The organism is Maribacter sp., from assembly GCA_020629415.1.
GTDB lineage: Bacteria > Bacteroidota > Bacteroidia > Flavobacteriales > Flavobacteriaceae > Maribacter > Maribacter huludaoensis.
In genome coordinates this window covers 86,061-107,225 of the sequence record JAHDDL010000009.1, presented here as the reverse complement: position 1 = coordinate 107,225, position 21,165 = coordinate 86,061, and the positions used below count along the sequence as shown (strand labels likewise).

General features: G+C 36.6%; 8 protein-coding genes. 5 read left to right on the top strand and 3 right to left on the bottom strand.

Annotated elements, in window-relative coordinates:
• From QZ657_RS05895 to QZ657_RS05880, 4 genes are all read left to right on the top strand, one after another.
• Positions 1 to 609 (top strand): THUMP-like domain-containing protein (locus tag QZ657_RS05895; protein ID WP_412759673.1); only part of this gene is annotated, 609 nt, incomplete at its 5' end.
• 399 nt (positions 610 to 1,008) lie between these two features.
• Positions 1,009 to 4,179, top strand: coding sequence for a SusC/RagA family TonB-linked outer membrane protein (locus QZ657_RS05890; protein WP_291965578.1), 3,171 nt, complete (start codon positions 1,009 to 1,011; stop codon positions 4,177 to 4,179).
• 4 nt (positions 4,180 to 4,183) lie between these two features.
• Positions 4,184 to 5,875, top strand: coding sequence for a RagB/SusD family nutrient uptake outer membrane protein (locus QZ657_RS05885; protein WP_291965577.1), 1,692 nt, complete (start codon positions 4,184 to 4,186; stop codon positions 5,873 to 5,875).
• A 347-nt stretch (positions 5,876 to 6,222) separates the two neighbouring features.
• Positions 6,223 to 9,555, top strand: coding sequence for a VCBS repeat-containing protein (locus QZ657_RS05880; protein ID WP_291965575.1), 3,333 nt, complete (start codon positions 6,223 to 6,225; stop codon positions 9,553 to 9,555).
• A gap of 13 nt (positions 9,556 to 9,568) precedes the next feature.
• Here the strand turns inward: QZ657_RS05880 and QZ657_RS05875 are convergent, their stop codons facing one another.
• Positions 9,569 to 10,282 (bottom strand): prolyl oligopeptidase family serine peptidase, encoded by a 714-nt coding sequence (locus QZ657_RS05875; protein WP_291963588.1) that lies wholly within the window; start codon positions 10,280 to 10,282, stop codon positions 9,569 to 9,571.
• A 188-nt stretch (positions 10,283 to 10,470) separates the two neighbouring features.
• Positions 10,471 to 19,035, bottom strand: a complete 8,565-nt coding sequence (locus tag QZ657_RS05870; RefSeq protein WP_291965573.1) for a T9SS type B sorting domain-containing protein — start codon at positions 19,033 to 19,035, stop codon at positions 10,471 to 10,473.
• A 126-nt stretch (positions 19,036 to 19,161) separates the two neighbouring features.
• Between QZ657_RS05870 and QZ657_RS05865 the strand changes: the two genes are divergently transcribed.
• Positions 19,162 to 20,283, top strand: coding sequence for a PQQ-dependent sugar dehydrogenase (locus tag QZ657_RS05865; RefSeq protein ID WP_291962505.1), 1,122 nt, complete (start codon positions 19,162 to 19,164; stop codon positions 20,281 to 20,283).
• Between the two features lie 69 nt (positions 20,284 to 20,352).
• Here the strand turns inward: QZ657_RS05865 and murQ are convergent, their stop codons facing one another.
• Positions 20,353 to 21,165: an N-acetylmuramic acid 6-phosphate etherase gene (murQ, locus tag QZ657_RS05860; RefSeq protein ID WP_291962504.1), complete on the bottom strand. Its 813-nt coding sequence runs from the start codon at positions 21,163 to 21,165 to the stop codon at positions 20,353 to 20,355.

Here is a 21,165-nt window from a genome sequence, read left to right as displayed (position 1 = left end):
CTGACAAAATCTGCTAACCTAATTATAAAGACCGGACCACTACTGGATATTAAAAGTGGATTAAAAGAACTGTCATTTGTAAAAGAGATTCATATTATTGCGGTAAACAATGATGTAAAAGAACTTCTTTGGGTCATTCAAAAAGGCTTTAGCAACGAACCAATTGTTAAGACAATAAATTTTAAGTTAAACTATATACAGAAATTTGACTTTTATTTTAGCGATGAAGAAAATACATTCTCCCAATTTTCAGAACCGTTAAACTATCTATATGAACCAAATGCCTCTATATTGAAATCTGGTTCATTTCAGTTTGTAGGCAAATCTTTTAACCTACATAAACTTCACCCCAATTCTCATCTTTATACCTCAGAAACACTACTTGAATTTCCTGGCCGAATATTTAAAATTGAAAAAGTCTACGATTATTCTAAAAAAGTATTCAAAAAAACCGGTCTGTTTAAAGCCAATATTACTACGAGAAACTTTCCTGATTCTGTCGAAAAAATAAGAAAAAAATTAAGCATTAAAGATGGTGGAGACAACTACCTTTTTTTTACCACCAACATAGACGAGAAATTGATTATAATTTCTTGTTCTCAGATCTAATATCATAGTAAATTATCTTTAAATAGAGATTTAAGAAATAGCTAGAACACCAAAAAATAGACTCAACTATAACGTTGTAATTTTCATTTTTTTTGATTTTTTTGTCTACAATTTAAAATAAAAATGTTAAAAATTTAACGTGCTAATTTCCAAATTTTACTGTGGCTAATTTATTGATTACTCAATATTTACGCCTATTAATACAGATTATTACAATAACAATACACCATATTGCTTTTATGACCTTTTCAAATTAACACTAACGATTTATAGATATTTAAAGGAAAAGTACTATTATTATAGTGGATTTTGATTTTTTTAACATTTAACAACTGCAACTAAAAATTTTAAAAACTCGATTTCCAAGTATTTAATTTAAACTAACAAACAACAACTATTATGAATCAAAAACGTGATTACACGTTGATGAAATTCAGTAAAAGGTCATCCTTTATTAAATCTGGAGTTTTATCAATGCTCGTTTGCCTAGGTACACAAATGGTACAAGCAAATGAAAACACAAGTACTTCAAACGAAGTTGAAGTAAAAACCCTTCAAACTACTATTACGGGAACCGTTTTAGATGACACCGGCCAACCATTACCTGGGGCCAATGTTGTAGAAAAAGGTACGACCAATGGTACACAAACAGATTTTGACGGTAACTATAGCTTAAATGTATCTGATGGTGCTACATTAGTTTTTAGCTATATAGGATTTAAAAGTATGGAGATTGCCGTGAACGGTCAATCAAGTGTTAATGCAACTTTAGCTGAAGATGCTGCTGCTCTTGATGAAGTTATCGTATTAGGGTATTCTACACAAACAAGAGGTGATTTAACTGGTTCTGTAGCATCAGTAGATGTTTCTGAAGCAACCAAAGCACCAGTTGTAAATGCTGCATCTGCATTACAAGGTCGTGTAAGCGGTGTAACTGTTGTACAAAATGCAACACCAGGTAGCCCACCAAAAATTAACATTCGTGGTTTTGGTACTAGTAACAATACCAACCCTCTGTTTATTATTGATGGTCTACAAACAGATGACCCATTTGTATTGAACAGTATCAACCCTAACGACATTGACCAAATGAACGTTTTAAAAGATGGTGCTGCTGCCATATACGGTGCAAGAGCATCTAATGGTGTGGTAATTATTACAACTAAAGGTGGTGGTTACAATATGGATAAGCCAATTGTATCTGTTGACACATACACTGGGTTTTCCTCAATAGCCAACACACCTGACTTTTTAAATGCACAACAATTAGGTGATGTTTTGTTTCAAAGTTCCGCAAACGATGGAACTGTGTTTGATCACCCTCAATTTGGTAATGGTTCATCTGCAGTTGTCCCATCATCCTTAAATGGTTATACCAGAGTAGTATCTTATGATCCCATAGTAAGAGGCGATGCTTCTGCTGCCGTAAACCCTAATGGTACGGATTGGATAGATGCGATTACAAGAACTTCAATTATTCAAAGTGTTGCATTTTCGGTTGCTAATGGTGAAGAAAACAGTAAATATTCACTTTCTGCAAACTACCTGAACAACCCAAGTAATCTTGTAAATACCTTCTATAAAATAGGTCAAATTCGATTAAACTCAGAATTTAAACTTGGTGACAAAGTTCGTGTTGGCCAGCATTTTAGCACTGCTTACTCTAATGGAAACCAAGGTGGAGCCGGAGCTAGATATGAGGAAGCTGTTCGTAGTAGCCCCTTAATTCCATTGTATGACGATAATGGTAATTTTGCAGGTACCGGGGCACAAGGTACTGGTAACTCAAGAAGCCCGTTAGCGCAACTTGGCAGAGCAAGTGACAACTTTAACAAAACAATTAGAGTTTTAGGTGACATTTATTTATCTGCTGAAATAGCGAATGGACTAACCTTCAAAACCAACTTTGGTGGTACTATAAACTCGTTCAACACACGTAGTTTTCAAGCATTGGATCCAGAACATAGCGAACCTTTAGGCACAAATCAACTTACAGAACTGAACCAAGATGGTTATTCTTGGACTTTTACGAATACCTTGAATTATAAAAAAACTTTTGAAAACAGTAAAATTGATGCTTTGGTAGGTATCGAAGCTGTGGAAGATGGAGTTAAAGGTAAACAAGTAAGTAGAACCGGTTTCTTATTTGAAACACCAGATTTTTATTTACTGAACAATGGTAGTGGTACACCAAATATTGATAACGCGTATGACGCAGCTACAAGCCTTTATTCATTATTTGGATCTGCAACTTACTCTTATGCCGACAAATACTTTATTACAGGAACTTTACGTAATGATACTTCTTCACGTTTTGCCGGAGATAATAAAAGTGACACCTTTCCTTCAATTAGTGGTGCTTGGGTCGTAAGTAAAGAGGATTTTATCTCATCTGACTCAGCTTTAAGCTGGTTAAAATTAAAAGGTTCTTGGGGGCAATTGGGTAATCAATCATTGCCGGCCAGTAATCCTACAATAAATATTTCTTCACTAAATGAAAGTTTATCCAACTATGCTATTGACGGAAGCTCAATCGCCACAGGGGCATTGTTATCCGCTGTTGGAAACCCAAATTTAAAATGGGAAACCAGTGAAGCAATCAATGCAGGTATTGAACTTGGATTCTTCAATGATAAATTAAATTTAGATTTTGAATGGTTCAACATTAAAACAAAAGATTTAATTGTTCAAGACAACAGTTTGATCAGTACAACAGCAATTGATGCAGGAGCACCTTATGTAAATGCAGGTAATGTTACCAATACTGGTTTTGACATCAATCTACGTTACAAGGACGAAACTGAATCAGGATGGAAATATGGCTTTGATGTAAACTTTTCAAAATACAAAAATGAAGTAACCGATTGGATCAGTGAGTTCCAAACTGGTGATGACAGTTTCCGTGGTGGTGCAGTATCTAGAACCCAAGTTGGTCAGCCTATTTCTTCTTTCTTCGGTAGAGAAGTAATCGGTTTTACGGATGAAGGTAGATTTGAGTACAGAGATGTTAACGGTGACACCGTAATTGATGATGACGACAGAACATTTATTGGTTCTCCACACCCAGATTTCACATATGGTTTCAACTTTAATTTAGGCTACAAAGCTTTTGACCTTTCATTATTCTTACAAGGTTCTCAAGGAAATGACATTTACAATTACACTAAGATATTTACTGATTTCCCAACATTTGTTGATGGTAATAGAAGTGTAAGAGTTTTAGATTCTTGGACACCAACGAATACAAATGCTACTTTACCTGCATTAAGTAATTCTATTCAAAACAGTGAAACACAACCAAACTCATACTTTGTTGAAGACGGTTCTTATTTACGTTTAAAAAATGTTCAGTTAGGTTATGCTTTCCCTGATAAAGTAGCAAATAAGATAGGCCTTGACTTACTACGTGTATATGTACAAGCCACGAATTTACTTACTGTTACGGGTTATGATGGCTTTGATCCAGAGATCATTTCATCGGTTACCGGTAATAACTTAACATTAGGTGTAGATAGCCAGGTTGTTCCTCAATCTAGAATTCTTACACTTGGATTTAATCTAAAATTGTAAAAAAATGAAAAAGAAATTAATTTATTTATTTTCACTATTCGCTGTTATAAGTGCATGTAGTGATGATTTTACAGAGCAGCCAGCAGTTGGTGCTCTTAGTGACGCTGCGGTACAAAATGAAGATGGTGTAGAACTCCTTTTAATTGGAGCATATTCTACACTTGATGGTATCCGAAACAACCTTGCTGGAAATGGATTTGCAGCAAGTGGAGATAACTGGTGGTTTGACGTTATTGCAGATGACGCACATAAAGGTAGTACCGATGGTGATCAAGCTGACCTTTTTGAAATGGAAATTTACAACTGGACTACGGGCAACCCTTATGTTTTAGGTAAATGGTCGTCTATTTTTGCTGGTATAAACAGAGCCAATGCTGTGATAGCCTTGATCGGAACAATTGAAGACACTGATTTATCTGGAAAATTAGCAGAAGCACGTTTTCTAAGAGGTCATTTTAATTTTGAATTACAAAGAATCTATGGAAATGTACCTTACATTTCTGAAGAGAACTATGCAAATACAGAATTCAATCAACCTAATCCTGGTCCAATCTGGGATGAGATTGAAGCAGATTTACAATTTGCAATGGATAATTTACCTGCCACACAAGCGCAATCAGGAAGACCAACTTCTTGGGCCGCGCAAGCATATTTAGGTAAAGTTCACTTGCAGCAATCTGAATGGGCAGAAGCTTTTGCTCTTTTAGAAGATGTAATCAACAACGGTCCTTATAGTTTGAATCCTGAATTTGTCGCAAATTTTGAAAGTGCAGGTGAAAATAGCTCAGAAGCTGTTTTTGCAATTCAATTCACTGCTGATGATGGTCAATCGTTCAACGGTAACATTGGTGGGGTTTTAAATTTCCCAAATCCAGGTCCATTTGGCTCTTGTTGTGGTTTTTACCAACCTTCTCAAGATTTAGTAAATGCATTTCAAACTGATGAAACTACAGGTCTTCCACTTTTAGACACTTTCAACCAGTCAGATGTAGCTAATGATTACGGTATTGAGGATGAAGATGCCTTTACCCCACATACTGGTCCATTAGACCCAAGATTAGATTACACTGTAGGTAGAAGAGGCATTGATTATAATCGCTACGGCACTTTCCCAGGTCATTCTTGGATACGCGCAACTTTTTCGGATATTTCAGGTCCTTATTTACCAGCTAAAAACGTTTATCAAAGTGGCGATACCGATAATCAAGGTACCGGTGCTTGGGGGCAACAGCATTCAGGTATTAACTACCACATAATTCGATTTGCGGATGTTCTTCTAATGGGTGCAGAAGCTGCGGTAGAAACCAATGATTTAGCATCAGCCCTTACATGGGTAAATATGGTTCGTAACAGAGCTAAGAATATGACCTATGTTCAAAATGAAGCAGGTGATGCAGATGCCGCTAACTATGTTATAGAACCCTATACAAGTTTTGCCGATCAAGCATTTGCAAGAAAAGCGGTTCGTCATGAGCGTCGTTTAGAACTTGGTATGGAAGGTCACCGTCTATTCGATCTATATAGATGGGGTAACGGTGTTGAAGTAATCAATGAGTATATTTCTAATGAAAGTCGTACAATTGCAAACTTTGGTACTAAGGCTAACGCTTTTGAAGCTAAAAATGAAGTTTTACCAATTCCTTTATCTGCAATAGATTTAAGTGGAGGTATACTTCAACAAAACCCTGGTTATTAATAACTAGTTATCAATTTTATAAAGCAGGGCATCTTTTAAGATGTCCTGCTATTTTTTTTTATAATTCTTTTTAATTAAAGAATTAATTTCTTGGTAATAATACAAGTCCAAAATATGATCAAAAACTATACTTCTTGGTTCTGTATATAATATTGATAACAAAAGTTTAAATTAAAAAAGTAATTTTAATCGACCTTCAATATTAATTCTAAAACACTATTTTGCTGTTACTAAACTTAAAATCTTAATGTTCATATTTTAATATCAAACAGCACAATTTAAAACCCTAACAACAAAACCAACATCTGTATTTTAAACACTAGTTATACTCTTTTAAACTTACACCCATGCGTATTATTACTGCATTATCCATAATAACCGTTGCACTTACCATAATTTCTTGTAACGAAAAAAAATCTAGCCTTTTTCATGTTATACCAAGTTCTGAATCTGGAATTGCCTTCAACAATAAAATTATAGAAACGGATAGCTTTAACATTCTTACAAGTGAATATATATTCAACGGTGGTGGTGTGGCAATTGGCGATTTCAACAATGATAAGATGCCCGATATATTTTTTAGCGGAAATCAAGTTGCGAACAAGCTGTACTTAAATCAAGGTAATTTTAAATTTAAAGATATTTCCAAAGAATCTGGAATAGAGGCACTCAATAAATGGAATACTGGCGTTGCTCTTGCAGATATTAATAATGACGGTTTTCTTGACATTTACGTTTGTTCCGCTATGTTGGATAGCGATGATGAAAAGAAAAACATGTTGTACCTAAACCAAGGTTTAAATGAAAATGATGTACCAACGTTTATAGATAAAGCTAGTGAATATGGTCTTGAAGAATCTGGTAATAGTATGGGTGCATCTTTCTTAGATTATAACAAAGACGGTCTTTTAGATTTATATGTTTTAAACAATGTAGATGTACATATATTACCATCTAATTTTAGAAAAAAAATAACAGATGGTTCTGCACTAAGTAATGACAAATTATATAAAAATAATGGCGATGGTACTTTTACCAATGTAACTATAGAAGCTGGTATAACAATTGAAGGTTACGGTTTAGGGCTTTCTATTGCAGATTTAAATTATGACGGCTGGCCAGACATTTATGTAAGTAATGATTACCTCTCAAATGATATTCTATACATTAACAATCAAGACGGTACATTTTCTAATAAAATAAAAGAGAATATTAAACACCAGAGTAAGTTTTCTATGGGGAATGATATTTCCGATTTCAACAACGATGGTTACCTGGACATCATCACTTTAGATATGCTTGGTGAAACAAATGAAAGGTTAAAAACTACATTAGCAGGAAATAAATACACAGAATATATTCTAAACGATCGTTTTGGCTATGAGTACCAACATACCAGAAACATGTTACAAAAAGGTAATGGAAACAACGTACCGTTTAGTGAAGTTGGGTTAATGGCTGGCGTATCTAAAACAGATTGGAGTTGGTCTCCCCTATTTGCAGATATGGATAACGATGGTTATGAAGATTTACTGATTACAAATGGTTTTCCAAGAGATATTACAGATTTAGATTTTGGTGATTTTAAATTTAATGTTAGCAGATATTTAAGTCCGGCGCAAATTTTGGACTCCATTCCAAAAATAAAGATTCCTAATTACGCTTATAAGAACAACAAAAACAATCAGTTCACTGATGTTAGCGAAGATTGGGGCATTGGAATAGCATCATTCTCCAACGGTGCAGCATTTGCAGATTTAGATAATGACGGCGACTTGGACTATATCATAAATAATATAAACGATGAAGCTCTAATATTTGAAAACAAAACCGATTTAAAAGATGGTCTACATAATTATTTAAGCATAGAGCTCCAAGATTCTTCTTCAAAGTCCCAAAAAACAGGAACAAAAATTGTTTTAAGATTTAGCGACAGTACATTTCAATATAAAGACTATCATACCTACAGAGGGTATATGTCTACTGTTGAAGATATAGCTCATTTTGGTTTAGGAGACAAAAAACTAATAGAATCTATTGAAGTTCTTTGGGCAGATAATCAATTTCAGAGATTAGAGAACATAGAAGGCAACCAGAGATTGATCATAAAATATGACGAAGCAACTGCGATATCTTCACAAGACTTAAAATTTCCGCTCGTTGCCAAAAAAATGGAACCAATTTTCAAAGAGGTTTCAAGTAAAATAGGAATTTCATATTTACATAAAGAAAAAGACTTTATTGATTATAATATTCAACGCACAATACCACATAAATTAACCCAAAACGGTCCGGCAATAGCTGTTGGTGATATTAATGGCGATGGTAACGAGGATTTCGTTATCGGCAGTTCTTCGGGGGCTTCGCCACAATTGTTTTTTCAGGATACCCATGGTAAGTTCACTCAAACAGCATTATTTAATGACGATGAAAACAAAACTTTTGAAGAGGAAAGTATTGTTCTGTTCGATCTAGAAAACGATGGTGATTTAGATTTATACTTAGTTTCTGGCAGTAATGAATTTAATTTAGGCAGTACCTACTATAATCATCGTCTATTGGTCAATGACGGTCAAGGTAATTTTAAAATAACCACGGATAAAATGCCTTTAATCAATGCAAGCGGCTCAATAGTGACGGCTACAGATTTTGATAAAGATGGCTTTATTGATCTATTTGTTGGTGGTAGAACCCCTTATTCAAAATACCCAAATGCAGAAAATAGTTTCTTATTGAAAAACGACAATGGCATATTAACAGATGTTACAGAAAGTTTTGTTCCTGACTTAAGAAACATAGGTATGGTTACAGATGCTGTTTGGGCGGATATTGATTTAGATGGGAATGAGGATTTAATTGTAGTTGGCGAATTTATGCCTATTTCCATTTTTAAAAATAATAGCACCAGTTTCCAAAAATTAAATAAAACCGGAGTTGAAGAACTTTCAGGTTGGTGGGAAACTATCTATAAAACCGACATAGACAATGATGGCGATATTGACTTTGTTGTAGGTAATCTAGGTATGAATAATTTTTATCAACCTTCTGCAAAAAGACCAGTTACCGTAATAGCGAAAGATTTTGATAATAATGGTACTATAGACCCAGTTATGTTCGCTCATTTTAAAGAAAGTTTTAATAACCCCATCTATAAGGCATTCCCCATTAATTTCTGGGGAGACTTAAATGGTCAAAGCCCAATATTCAGGGCAAAATTCAATACTTTCAAAGGGTATTCCAAAGCAACCATATCAACTTTATTAACTGAAAAAGAATTAGAAGGTTCTATCAAATTAATTGGCAATTATGATAAGAGTATAGTTCTTAAAAATAACGGAGACGGTACATTTGAATATAGCCCTCTACCCATAGAAGCTCAAACAGCGCCTATAAACGGCATACAAATTTTAGATTTTAACAATGACGATCACCAAGATTTATTGTTGGTGGGCAACAATTTTGGAAATGAAGTCTTTATTGGTAGAAACGATGCTTTTAATGGTCTATTATTACAAAATGACCAAAACGGCAAATTCAAAACAATAGATACAGCTGAAAGTGGATTTTTAGTACCCGGTGATTCAAAAAGCATCATAAAGGTAAACAGCAATATTAAAGAAAAGCCTTATTATGTTGTTACCCAAAATAGAGATTCTTTACGGGTTTTTCAGAAGAATTAAAGAATACGGGAGTCTACCGCAGCTCCTGATTTATAAACCAATCATATAAGGCTTCGGTTTCATAAGCTTTTATCCAAGCGCTATGCCCAACGTTAGGGTATCTCGTGAATATAACCTCATAGCCCATTTCCTTTAATTTGGCCACCATAGTCTCAGATTCCGAAAAGGGAATGGATTTATCTTTTTCACCATGAAATACCCAAATTGGCATATTCTTATTTATCCATGAAGCGTAAGGCAAAGGTGCCATGCCACAAACTACGGCCATGGCGGCAAAAGTATTTGGATATTGTACTGCCATTTCCCAAGCAGCACCTCCTCCACGGCTTAAGCCAGTTAAATAAATTTTACGTTTATCAATTCTATTGTTATCTACAATAGAATCTAGCAATTGTTTTACCGCTCTGGTATTCCACCATTTTTTAGCATTCGGATTTTGCGGAGCCAATATTAAAAAAGGGAACTTTTTACCTTGAACAATTAATTTTGGCGGACCGTTTCTTTTCACGGTAACCAAGCTATCCCCAGACTCACCACCTCCATGTAAAAACAATAAAATAGGAAATTCCTTATCTGGCTCTTCTTCATAATCTTCTGGGTAATATAAATAGTAGGCAAGATTCTCTTTTACGTTAGTTTCCATTTCCGAATCAATCAGAATAGGCTTTGCCTGAGATGCACAGCTTTGAAAAATAACCAATAAAATAATATATGCAATTGCCCTCATCCGTGAAATCTTAATTTACTATCAAATGTACCCTAAAAACAAGTCCCTTAAAAGTAATTGTAGTTTTAGGTTAATTTGCTTTCAGAAAGTTAGACCGTAAAGATTTTAAAAACTTAATCGTTAAATGATAAAACAAAAAAAGAGAATGCAAAATGCATCCTCTTTTTTAAATTTAAGTTTCTATTTTTTTATCTGTATAAAGTAAAGTGACCTACATATTTAAGCTCATCGCTGTTGGCATTTACCACATACCAATAATCTCCTGTAGGTACTTCTTTTCCTTCATAGGTACCGTCCCAACCGCTAACTTCATCTAAAACAGCCACTACCCTACCGTAACGGTCATATATTCTGACTTCTACGCCGTCAAAAAGCTCTCTATTCTTTGGTGACCAAATATCATTAAGGTTGTCTCCATCAGGAGTAAAGAAATTAGGGAATTCTAGCATACCTGTAAATTCGAACGGTACACTCAATTCTAGCTCACAACCTCTTGCATCTCTTACACGAACATTTACCATTCCGCTTTCATTGGTTGTAAATGTAGTTTCGGTGCCGTATGATTCTCCGTTAAAGAAAAATTCATAGTCTCCATAACCACCTTCTGCAAAAGCTTGAACTTCATTTGGTCCTGTTTTATCAACCACCAAGCTTAAAGGCTCGTATGCATCAATACTGAACTCCACAAAATTAGTACATCCGTTTTCGTGATAGATATAAACAGTATGATCACCTGCAGGTAAATCTCCCCAAACATATTCATCATTTGCATTTGCAGTAATCGCATCTGTAGGATCAATAGGATCTAATGCAAACATTAACTCAGATAGCAAATTGGTATTATCTAACTGAATAGTTGTTGTACTATTCGGAAAAATACCCTCACAACCATATTGTACTTGTGGTTCTGCAGTTAAATCTACTCCAATATCAATAGTGAACAATTCTGATGATGTACACAAGTTGGCATCTTGTATATATATAATATACGACGCTCCACCCTGTAAATCCTCTATAATTTCTCCGTTATAAGGTGCAAAAACTGCCGTTCCCGTTTCGTCTACCGGATCAATCATTTCAATTTTATACTCAAAATAAGGAGTAGGATTAATTAAAACATCATTAAAAGGAGTACCACCAACGATATCAAAAACTACGGTACCATCATTGGCGCCAATACATAATTCATCTGTTGTCTCAATATTGATTATTTCCAATTGATCAGGCTCTTCTACCGTAATAAAATCCTTTTCAAAACAGCCATTATCATCCTTAATCAAAATTTCATAAGTACCGGCAGCAAGTTCATCAAAAGTATAAACACCTGGGTTATCTGAATCACTAAAGAATTCATTAAAGTTTGGTGCAATTGCAAATTGAATTAAACCAACACCACCATCACTAACAGAAACTGTAATTGTACCATCTTCTTCACCGTTACAGGTAACATCTGTTGCAACTGCATCGAAAATAATTGGTTCTGGCCTAATGATTTCAAACGGTCCGTCTATAGCCTCACAGGTTAGCCCGCTAGTAACACCAATCCAATAATCCGAACCTTCGGGAAGACCTTCAAATGTACCTTCAGACTGCGGGCCCCTAAATATAGTTGCCGTTCCTGGATTAAAACCATCTGTTGGTTGACCTATATACAGCGTAAACATATTATTTCCTACACCGCCACTGGCAAAAGATTCTATTCTACCATCCAATTCAGATGCACATGAAATGGGATCTACTGGAGAGTTAGGCAAAAATTCAAGATCAGAAGCATCGGTCATAGTAATACCATTAGAACGTATAGCAGGACAAGTACCTGCTCCGTTTACTTTTCTAACATCAAACTGATACGTAATGCCCTGAACTCCTGTAACTGTCACAGAATTCCCTGTCAATGGCATATATGTTCCAATAGTTACGCCATTTTCAACCCTTAAATATTCATACGTAAACAATGGGTCAGGATTCTCGATCGTCAGTCTTATCTCACCATCGCCTCCACAACCAGGTACTCTAATCTGTACCAAAACCGGTTGAACTGGTGGTGGTGGATCAACATAGTAAGCATCCGTAACAAACGAACATCCAAAACTAGAGGAAACTTCTATTGCATACCAACCAGCGCTAATATAACCACCACTATCCCCAATAAAAGTAGGTGTATTTTGCAATCCACTTTCAGAAACAACGGCTGTATTATCATCTCCACTTAAATATAACAATGTGTAGTTATAACCTGCACCGGCAAAACCACCGCTTGCACCAGGTGTGGCCGTAATGGCATCACCGGTAGTGATATCATAAGCCTCTAAAACTGCATTGTTACCATTAGGACAATCTAAACTTTGAGGCTCCCTTATACCCGCTACTATTTGCGGAACTTCTTCCAATTCAATCTCTACGGTATTTGTACAACCCTCAACATCTCTTACCTCTACCTCGTAAAATCCAAAAGATAATCCTGTAAATTCATTGTCATTTGAGAATGTAGCAATCTCTGTAGTATAACTTGCACCACCATCAGTACTCATTAATAATCTGTACTCATACGGTGTTGTATCCCAACCACCTGAGCTGGTAGCTATAATTTCACCAGTATCATTAGTACAACTTACATTACCTATAGATTCTGCCGTAACCTGAAGTTCACCATTAGGGGTTCTAATATTGGTAACATTACTTGTAGCAGAACAATACGGTGTATCTATTGAGACGATGTCGATAATTAAATTACCGCCAATTAAATTATCAATTCTAGCCTCATCCCCGTTAATATCAGGAAAATTATTGGTATCAAAAGTCCCTGAAGCCAATGGTGTTGTTCTAGCATCATCAGTAGCCTCATAAACAATATAATCATACACCCCAACATAATCACTGACCGTTATGAACAATGCGCCATCATCACCGGGTACTGCACAACTAACCGGTTTGGCCTCCGTAATTGATACTGTTGGCGCTATTGGAGTATTTACCGTATGTACAGGCATTGGGTATGTACAACCCACTGTATTATCTACAATCTCGAATAAGTAATCACCCACATCTGGCAAGTACACATCTACATAGTTATTACCAGAAGTATTCGTTACAGGAGCAACCGCTGTAACCGATACTGTATTAACGGTAAAATCAGTTGTACCCGCTACTTCTATACGTACGCGCTCATCATCTCTACAATTTAAAATATCTACCTCAACAATTGTTGGAACAACATCTGTAGGTGGATTGATAGTAGGAACGTCAAATGTCGTTTGACAACCATTACCATCAATAGCATAAACAGTGATATTTTGTGCGCTACCGTCATCAATAATTTCAAAAGTATTCCCAGGTTGATAATTCTCAAAACCAGTAATACTATATTGATATCCTGACCCAACCGTACCCGCATCTACAACATTTACGGTAATGATAGTAGAACTATATCTATTAGCACCTGGCTCGCACGCAAAATCCGCAGCACTTGCCGTAATACTAAAAGCATCAGGATTTGTAATGGTATGAACAGCAGATAAAACCTCACAGTTACGTGCCGTAACCACTTGAACTTGATAATCACCTGCCGGTAAACTAGAAAAAGCTCCGGTATTATTTCTGGTCACCTCTGTAGTTCCTGAACTAACATCATTTAAGATATAAGTTATAGGAGTGTCTTGAGATGTGAATGGCACTAATGCATTTGCCGGACCAACTACTATCTCAATAGACCCATCATTTTCATCTCTACAGCTAATATCAATTGCTTCTTCTGAAACAATTACCGGCTGTGCCGCTTGATTTAAAATAATGTTCGATACGGTTGTTTCACAGAAACCAGCACCATCGTTTACAATATTGTCAGTTATTAAAACCTCATATGTACCTGGAGCAAGTCCTGTAAAAACTGGATTATTATTTTGAGTAATAGGACCTACGGCATTAGAATTATAATCTGTGCCCGTTAGTTCATACTCAAAATCACCGCTACCTCCAGTTGTCGATATTGTTATAATACCATCGGCATCATTACAAGTACTATCTGTTGAAAATCTACCAGTTGCCGATAAGAAGTCATAAACCGTAGCAGCACCTTCACTAGTACAACCATTTGCGTCTACTACATCTACAACATAATCACCAGGACTACTAACAACATAAGTATACTCCCAAAATGCACCATTTACCGTTGGTAATTGCTCATCACCACCCAAAGTGAATCTAGGAGTATTCACTGAACTTGGTACTCTTACCGTAATATCAAATGCTGTCGAAGTAGGATCACATTGATTTACTACCGCAAAAGTAGGTACCGGTAAATCTGGATCTAATGAAATAATTGTTGCAATATCAAAAGAAGTACAACCACTTGCATCTCTTACATATACATCATACGTACCATCAGGCGCTGAGAATGTCGTATCTGTAGTCCAACCTGTAGGAGCTACACCACTGTCCATAAAAGCAAATTCATATGGTCCACCAGAACCACCTCTACCTTGTACGGTTACCTGGCCAAAAGCATTACAATTTGCAGGAACCTCTTGTAAAATATCGATATCAGGTAAATTCTGAAGTATTGTAACAGGAGCTGCATCTGTACATGTATCAGTTAAATTCTCAACTAAAATCTGATAGTTACCTGGTAATTCAGCATAAGAACCTGTATATGGTAATGCGGTAGTGATAACAGAATTTTCCAAGATAGTACTTGAGCCATCCGAATTATCTATCAACTCTATTTTTAAAACATCTCCAATTGTAAAACCTATGACATCATAAACAATTTCTCCATTTCTATTTACATCACAAGCCCCAGGTGTTGATGTTGCCGTAACATCTAAAGTTGAAGGTGCATCTATAGGAGGAATTTCTTGCTCATAGGTACAATTTGTTACCACGTCTAAAACAACCACAGTATAAGCAACTCCGTATTGAATACTATCCGAAGTATTACTAAAAGTATGATCGTTAACCGCTGGCGTATTATTTAATGCGTAAAAACCAGGTTGATCTAATAATCTTATTTGATAGGTCCCAGAACCTCCGCTTACCGTAACTGCATAAGTAAATGATGAATCATCACAATCTGCTGGTGCCGGTGGCGGTATTGGTGTTATTACTACTTCATTAGAAGTAATTGAAACGGTATCAATATCTGTACAGCCATTAGCATCAATGGTAATAATCGTATAATCTCCCGTTACTAAAAGTGGATCTAAAATTTGTACCGGTAAGGCGGAAGGATCAACATCTTCCATCCTTGTAATTTCTACACCTGTATTATCTTCAATTACAAAAGTATAGTTAGCGGTACCATCAGTAACGGCATCAATATTTACCCCTCCACTAACCGGTCCGCTACCTCCACAAACAGCCTGTACTTCAGAAACCGTAGTTGCTGGTGGTGCTGTGGTATCCAATATTATATCAAACGTATCGGCCGGGGTTTCACAACCTCTAGCATCTCTAACCAAGTATGAGTATGTACCTACCGTTAAGTTGGAATATACCGTTTCTGAAGCCCATCCCGTTCCGTTGAAATTAACTTCGTATGGTGGCACACCACTAGTTGCATTAGGTATAATGGTTACAGAACCGTTATTTGTTGAACTACAACTAACCGGTCTAGCAACATAAGATGCAGCAGCAATATTTTGAGGAGGATTTAATGTAATGGCAACAGACTGTGCTACACAACCACTACTTGTCGTATTATTATCTGTAATTCTGAAAACATAATCTCCAGGTACATTTGTGTTATAATCAAATGTATCTGTAGTTAGTGGAATTGCAGCTCCAAAAGTAGCTCCACCATCAGAACTAACCTCATACTGTTTTGCTCCAGCACCAGATAAATAACCTCCATTAACACTTACTCTAATGGTACCATTAGCTCCACCACAAGGTATTTCCGCTTCAATATTTGTATTCACTCTTAATTGAGGAGCAATGGTAACCGCAATACTATCTGAACAGTCATTACCATCAACTACTTCAATCGTATAATTACCAGGTGAAAGTCCGGCAAAAGTTGGAGTTGGTTGAAGTGCGCCTCCATTAATTCTATATTGATGTGTTCCAATTACTGCTGTACCCGCTGTAGAGGTTACGGCAACCGTAGCGCCAGTACCAGCCACAAAACAAAAATCTGACGATGGTCCGTCCAAAGCTATACCTGGCGCATCAATAGGATTTAGATCGAAAGAAAAAGTATCTGTACAACCTTCAGCATCCTCTACAGTTAATGTATATGTTCCCGCTGCAGAGAGATTACTAAAGGTCCTTCCAGATTTTGGTCCAATTTGTGGCCCTACCGGTTGCGTAAGGGTATATCTAAACGTACCCCAGCCTCCCGTTGCGTTAGCTCTAACCGCTCCTAAATTACCATTGGCACAGCTCATAGCCGTAACCGTACTGGTAGATAAATCTAAAACCGGAGCTTCATTTATATCAAAAGAAATAGTATCTGTACAACCTGTATCGGCGTCGGTTACCGTAATGGTATAGGTCCCTGCACCAGATAATGGCAAATCTACTTCACGATCACTTTGTGGTGCACTCGTAGTACCTCCATTAATATCATAGGTATAATTATTTGCAAAACCATCAACAATAAAAGTTCCAGCACCATCAGTAGCACCGTTACACACTCTAAGGTCTCCACCTGATTTAACCTGAACTCTAATAGAACTGATTTCTACAGGTCTAAAACCTTCCGTATAAGAACATCCATTAACATCAGTAATCTGAAAAATATATGCCTGAGAAGTCATTAACCCAGTAAATGTATCATTAGTACCGTTATCTACATAAGCCGGACTAATAATTTCATATCTATTAATTGCGGCGTTGCTTGTTGGTGTCAATTGCACATCTGTAGTACCGGCAGCACAACTAGTATTACTTTGGGCAAAATCTAAATTTGTAGGTGGATCAACATCTAAAATTTCAATTGCCGTTAATTCTAATCTACATCCGCCTCCATCACGAATAATAGGGGTATAAGTACCCGCAGCCAAATCAGTATAAGTGGTAATAGTTGAAAAGTTAACACCATCTATACTAAATTCATAACCACTTCCGGAACCACCGGAAAACGGACCTACAAAATCAATTTGTCCACCTACGTTTCCTGTTCCAGAACAAGTTACATCAGCAACCTTAGTAGCAGAACCTGTCAATGAACCAACGGTATCTACTGTAACCGATGGCAATGCCAAAGTACATTCGAAACCACCTTGTTGGTATCTTACTTCAATATCATTATAAGTACCGGCAGCAACTGAAATTTGTGGTATACTTACCCAAGGGTCAGATGCACTTTCCCTGTACGATATATTATAACCCCTACCGTTGTTTATAGTAAATTCTAATTTGGCACCTCCGTTACTACAAGTACCATCAATACCTGCTACCGTAACATCTGGTGGTAATAAATCTTCAACATCGGAAGAAGCATTTATAATACAGCCATTACTATCGGTAATCACAAAATCATATGTTCCTGCCGCATTTACGGTATATGTAGTAGTACCGGAGTCTGTAGCGGCATCACCAAATGAAGGCTGCACCGGTCCGCCGTTTACAGTAAATGTATAAGGTGCAGAACCACCAGATGTATTTAAGGTAATATCTACACTAGAAATATCAGAACAACCAAAACTACTATTTACCTCTGTAGAAGCATCTAAAGCAGAAGCCCCTGCACCAATTGTCATAGGGTTTCCGTTGATATCCAAACTTTGTCGTGGAGGATCTATTCCGTTCAAAGGATCACCAGTACATTGTTGCGTTTCAACTTGTACCGTATATGTACCAAAGCCTACAGCTGAAAAGGTGTAGGGATTTGTTGGAATGAATGCCGTAAATTCTTGGGCAACACCACTAGAATTCAATAATGTATATTTATAAGGTCCGGGAACATTAGAAGCCGTTACCGTAATAGTACCTGTGTCCCCACTACACAATGCATCTGTAAAAGTCGTGGCTATTTCAATCTCCTTTTCTTCTATTACTATAGGTTCATAAGGATACTCACAAGTATTTGCCGTATTTCTTAATCTTGCTAGAATATTATAGGTACCTGGTGTCAAGTTAGAAAATATAGCACCTTGCCAAGAAGAACCTCCATCAATACTAAACTCATAAGCACTTGAAAGATTGGTAATCTGTATTCTACCATCTACACCACAGATATAATCTTGCTTAACATATGTTTGGGTTATAGTACTTTTCTTTACTTTAAAGTAATATGGTTGGTTATCTATTTCAACTCTATATTCAGCACCTGAAGTAGCTGATACGGAACTGGCATCTAGATTAAAAGTTTGTCCGGTTCCAACTTCTGTATAACAAGAATTGGTTGTATTAGGACATTCAACATTTACATCTGCTGAACAAGAACCACCCAATACCTGCCATGAAACTGAGCTATAAGGACCACCGGTAAGACTTATTATACGATCATCGAAATCTCCACATAAATTAAACCGTGCAATCGTAAATCCGTTATCGTTACAAGTAACCGTATTGTCCGCGCCTACTATTGGTGTAGTAAACATTGCCGGAGCCGCTAAGCTAGACTTGGATGCAATTTTATTTTCTAATGCAGTTTGGTTGTTGGTAGAAACCGAAACAGCCTTTTCGATTACATGAGCCACCTCTTCATAAAGCGTAGTTACTTTTGAGTTGGCCAGAGCCGTAGTACCAATTACTGAAATAACAATCAGAAGAAGTACATACAGCGCATACCGCTGTTGTTTTGGAAGCATAGGTTAAGGTTCGATTTTAAGAACAAAGTCGATTTGGGATCTAATTAGTTCTTTGGTGTAATTTTTTGCTTATATTTTATCTTTTAAATAATCATGTGTTCTCTAATATATTTCTAACGCCCGTATATGAAAAATAGTATTATTTTCAACCTTTTATTCGTTGTATCGCTAAATTTTTCTTGCGCACAAAATACTGACAACAAGACAACTACACCAAAAGAGTCTGTTTTTTCAGCTGAGCTGTTCGTCGATGAGCTACAGATTCCATGGGGGTTCACCTTCCTTCCTGATAAAAGTATTTTAATTACTGAAAAAGAGGGAAAATTGATTCGTTTTGCGAATGGAAAAAAAACGATTATTAACAATGTTCCCGAGGTTTATAATAGAGGCCAGGGAGGATTATTGGATATAACCCTCCATCCCAAATACACAAAAAACGGATGGATCTACCTTACTTATGCATCAACTGACGGAGAAGAAAAGGGTGGCCATACGGCAATTATGAGGGCAAAATTGAAAAACAGTTCTTTGACCGAAAAACATATTTTATACAAGGCAGTACCCAATACTACCAAAGGACAACATTTTGGATCTAGAATAGCATTTGACAATGACGGTTATCTTTACTTTTCTATTGGGGAACGTGGCGATAGGGATACCAACCCGCAAGACATAAAAAGAGATGGGGGCAAAATTTACCGTTTGCACGATGATGGACGTATACCAGCAGATAATCCCTTTCAGGATGTCAAAGGTGCCAAAACAGCTATTTATAGCTATGGACACCGAAATCCGCAAGGTCTTATAAAACATCCTATAACAGGAGAAATTTGGGACCATGAACACGGACCGCGAGGTGGAGATGAAATCAATATCATAAAAAAAGGTGCTAATTACGGATGGCCTTTAGTTACCTACGGTATTAATTACGGCGGAACACCTATCACCGACAAAACCGAAATGGAAGGTATGGAACAACCTATTCATTATTGGGTACCCTCTATTGCACCTAGTGGCATGACTTATGTTACCAGTGACACCTACAAAAACTGGAAAGGGAGTTTATTGGTAGGATCTTTGGCTTTTCAATATTTAGAACGATTGATTTTGGATGGTAACAAAGTAATTGCAAGGGAAAAATTAATGGACGGTATGGGAAGAGTTCGTGCCGTACATGAAGGTCCGGACGGATTGATTTATGTAGCTGTAGAAGGAAAAGGAATCTATAAATTGATTCCGAAAAGCTAAAGCATAAAAAAGCCTGAATATAAATTTAAATGTTCAGGCTTTCTCTTTAGCTAGGTTTAATCATCACCTTTATTGTTTACCAGCATCTATGGCCAGTTTAACAGACCCATGCTTTTTTAATAACGCTTCGGCAGCGTCATATTCAATACCTAGCCCTTCCATAATATAACGCGTACCACGATCAACAAGTTTATCATTGCTTAATTGCATGTTTACCATCTTGTTCCCCTTCACCCTACCTATTTTAATCATTAGGGCAGTAGATATCATATTCAATACTAATTTTTGAGATGTACCGCTTTTCATTCTAGTGCTACCGGTCAAAAACTCCGGCCCTACATTGATTTCAATGGGAATATCCGCAATTTTTGCAATAGGAGCGCCAGGGTTGTTGGTAATTGCAGCCGTTAAAATTCCATTTTTCTTTGCATCTTCCAATCCACCCACCACATATGGCGTACTACCCGATGCCGCAATACCTACAACAACATCATTATCATTAATGTTATGAGCTTTTAAATCTAGCCATGCCTGTTTGGTAGCATCTTCGGCATTTTCAACAGCTTTTCTAATAGCGGTATCACCACCGGCAATTAAACCTACTACACGTTCATGTGGCATACCAAACGTTGGCGGAATTTCAGAGGCATCTAAAATGCCAAGTCTACCACTGGTACCGGCGCCTATGTAAAAAAGTCTTCCGCCTATGTTGAATCTTTCCGTCAAGGCATCTACCAATTTAGTTACCTGAGGTATCGTTTTCTCTACAGCATGGGCAATCTTTTTATCTTCTTCGTTCATTTTTTGAAGAATAGTTGTGGTATCCATCAACTCTAAATTGTCATGATTGGACGGAGTCTCGGTAATTTTTTTGTAATCCAT

Bases quoted from the DNA above. Each gene is read 5' to 3' on its own strand.
- QZ657_RS05890 (WP_291965578.1), top strand. From the start codon at position 1,009: ATGAATCAAAAACGTGATTACACGTTGATGAAATTCAGTAAAAGGTCA.
- QZ657_RS05885 (WP_291965577.1), top strand. From the start codon at position 4,184: ATGAAAAAGAAATTAATTTATTTATTTTCACTATTCGCTGTTATAAGT.
- QZ657_RS05880 (WP_291965575.1), top strand. From the start codon at position 6,223: ATGCGTATTATTACTGCATTATCCATAATAACCGTTGCACTTACCATA.
- QZ657_RS05875 (WP_291963588.1), bottom strand. From the start codon at position 10,282: ATGAGGGCAATTGCATATATTATTTTATTGGTTATTTTTCAAAGCTGT.
- QZ657_RS05870 (WP_291965573.1), bottom strand. From the start codon at position 19,035: ATGCTTCCAAAACAACAGCGGTATGCGCTGTATGTACTTCTTCTGATT.
- QZ657_RS05865 (WP_291962505.1), top strand. From the start codon at position 19,162: ATGAAAAATAGTATTATTTTCAACCTTTTATTCGTTGTATCGCTAAAT.
- murQ (WP_291962504.1), bottom strand. From the start codon at position 21,165: ATGGATTACAAAAAAATTACCGAGACTCCGTCCAATCATGACAATTTA.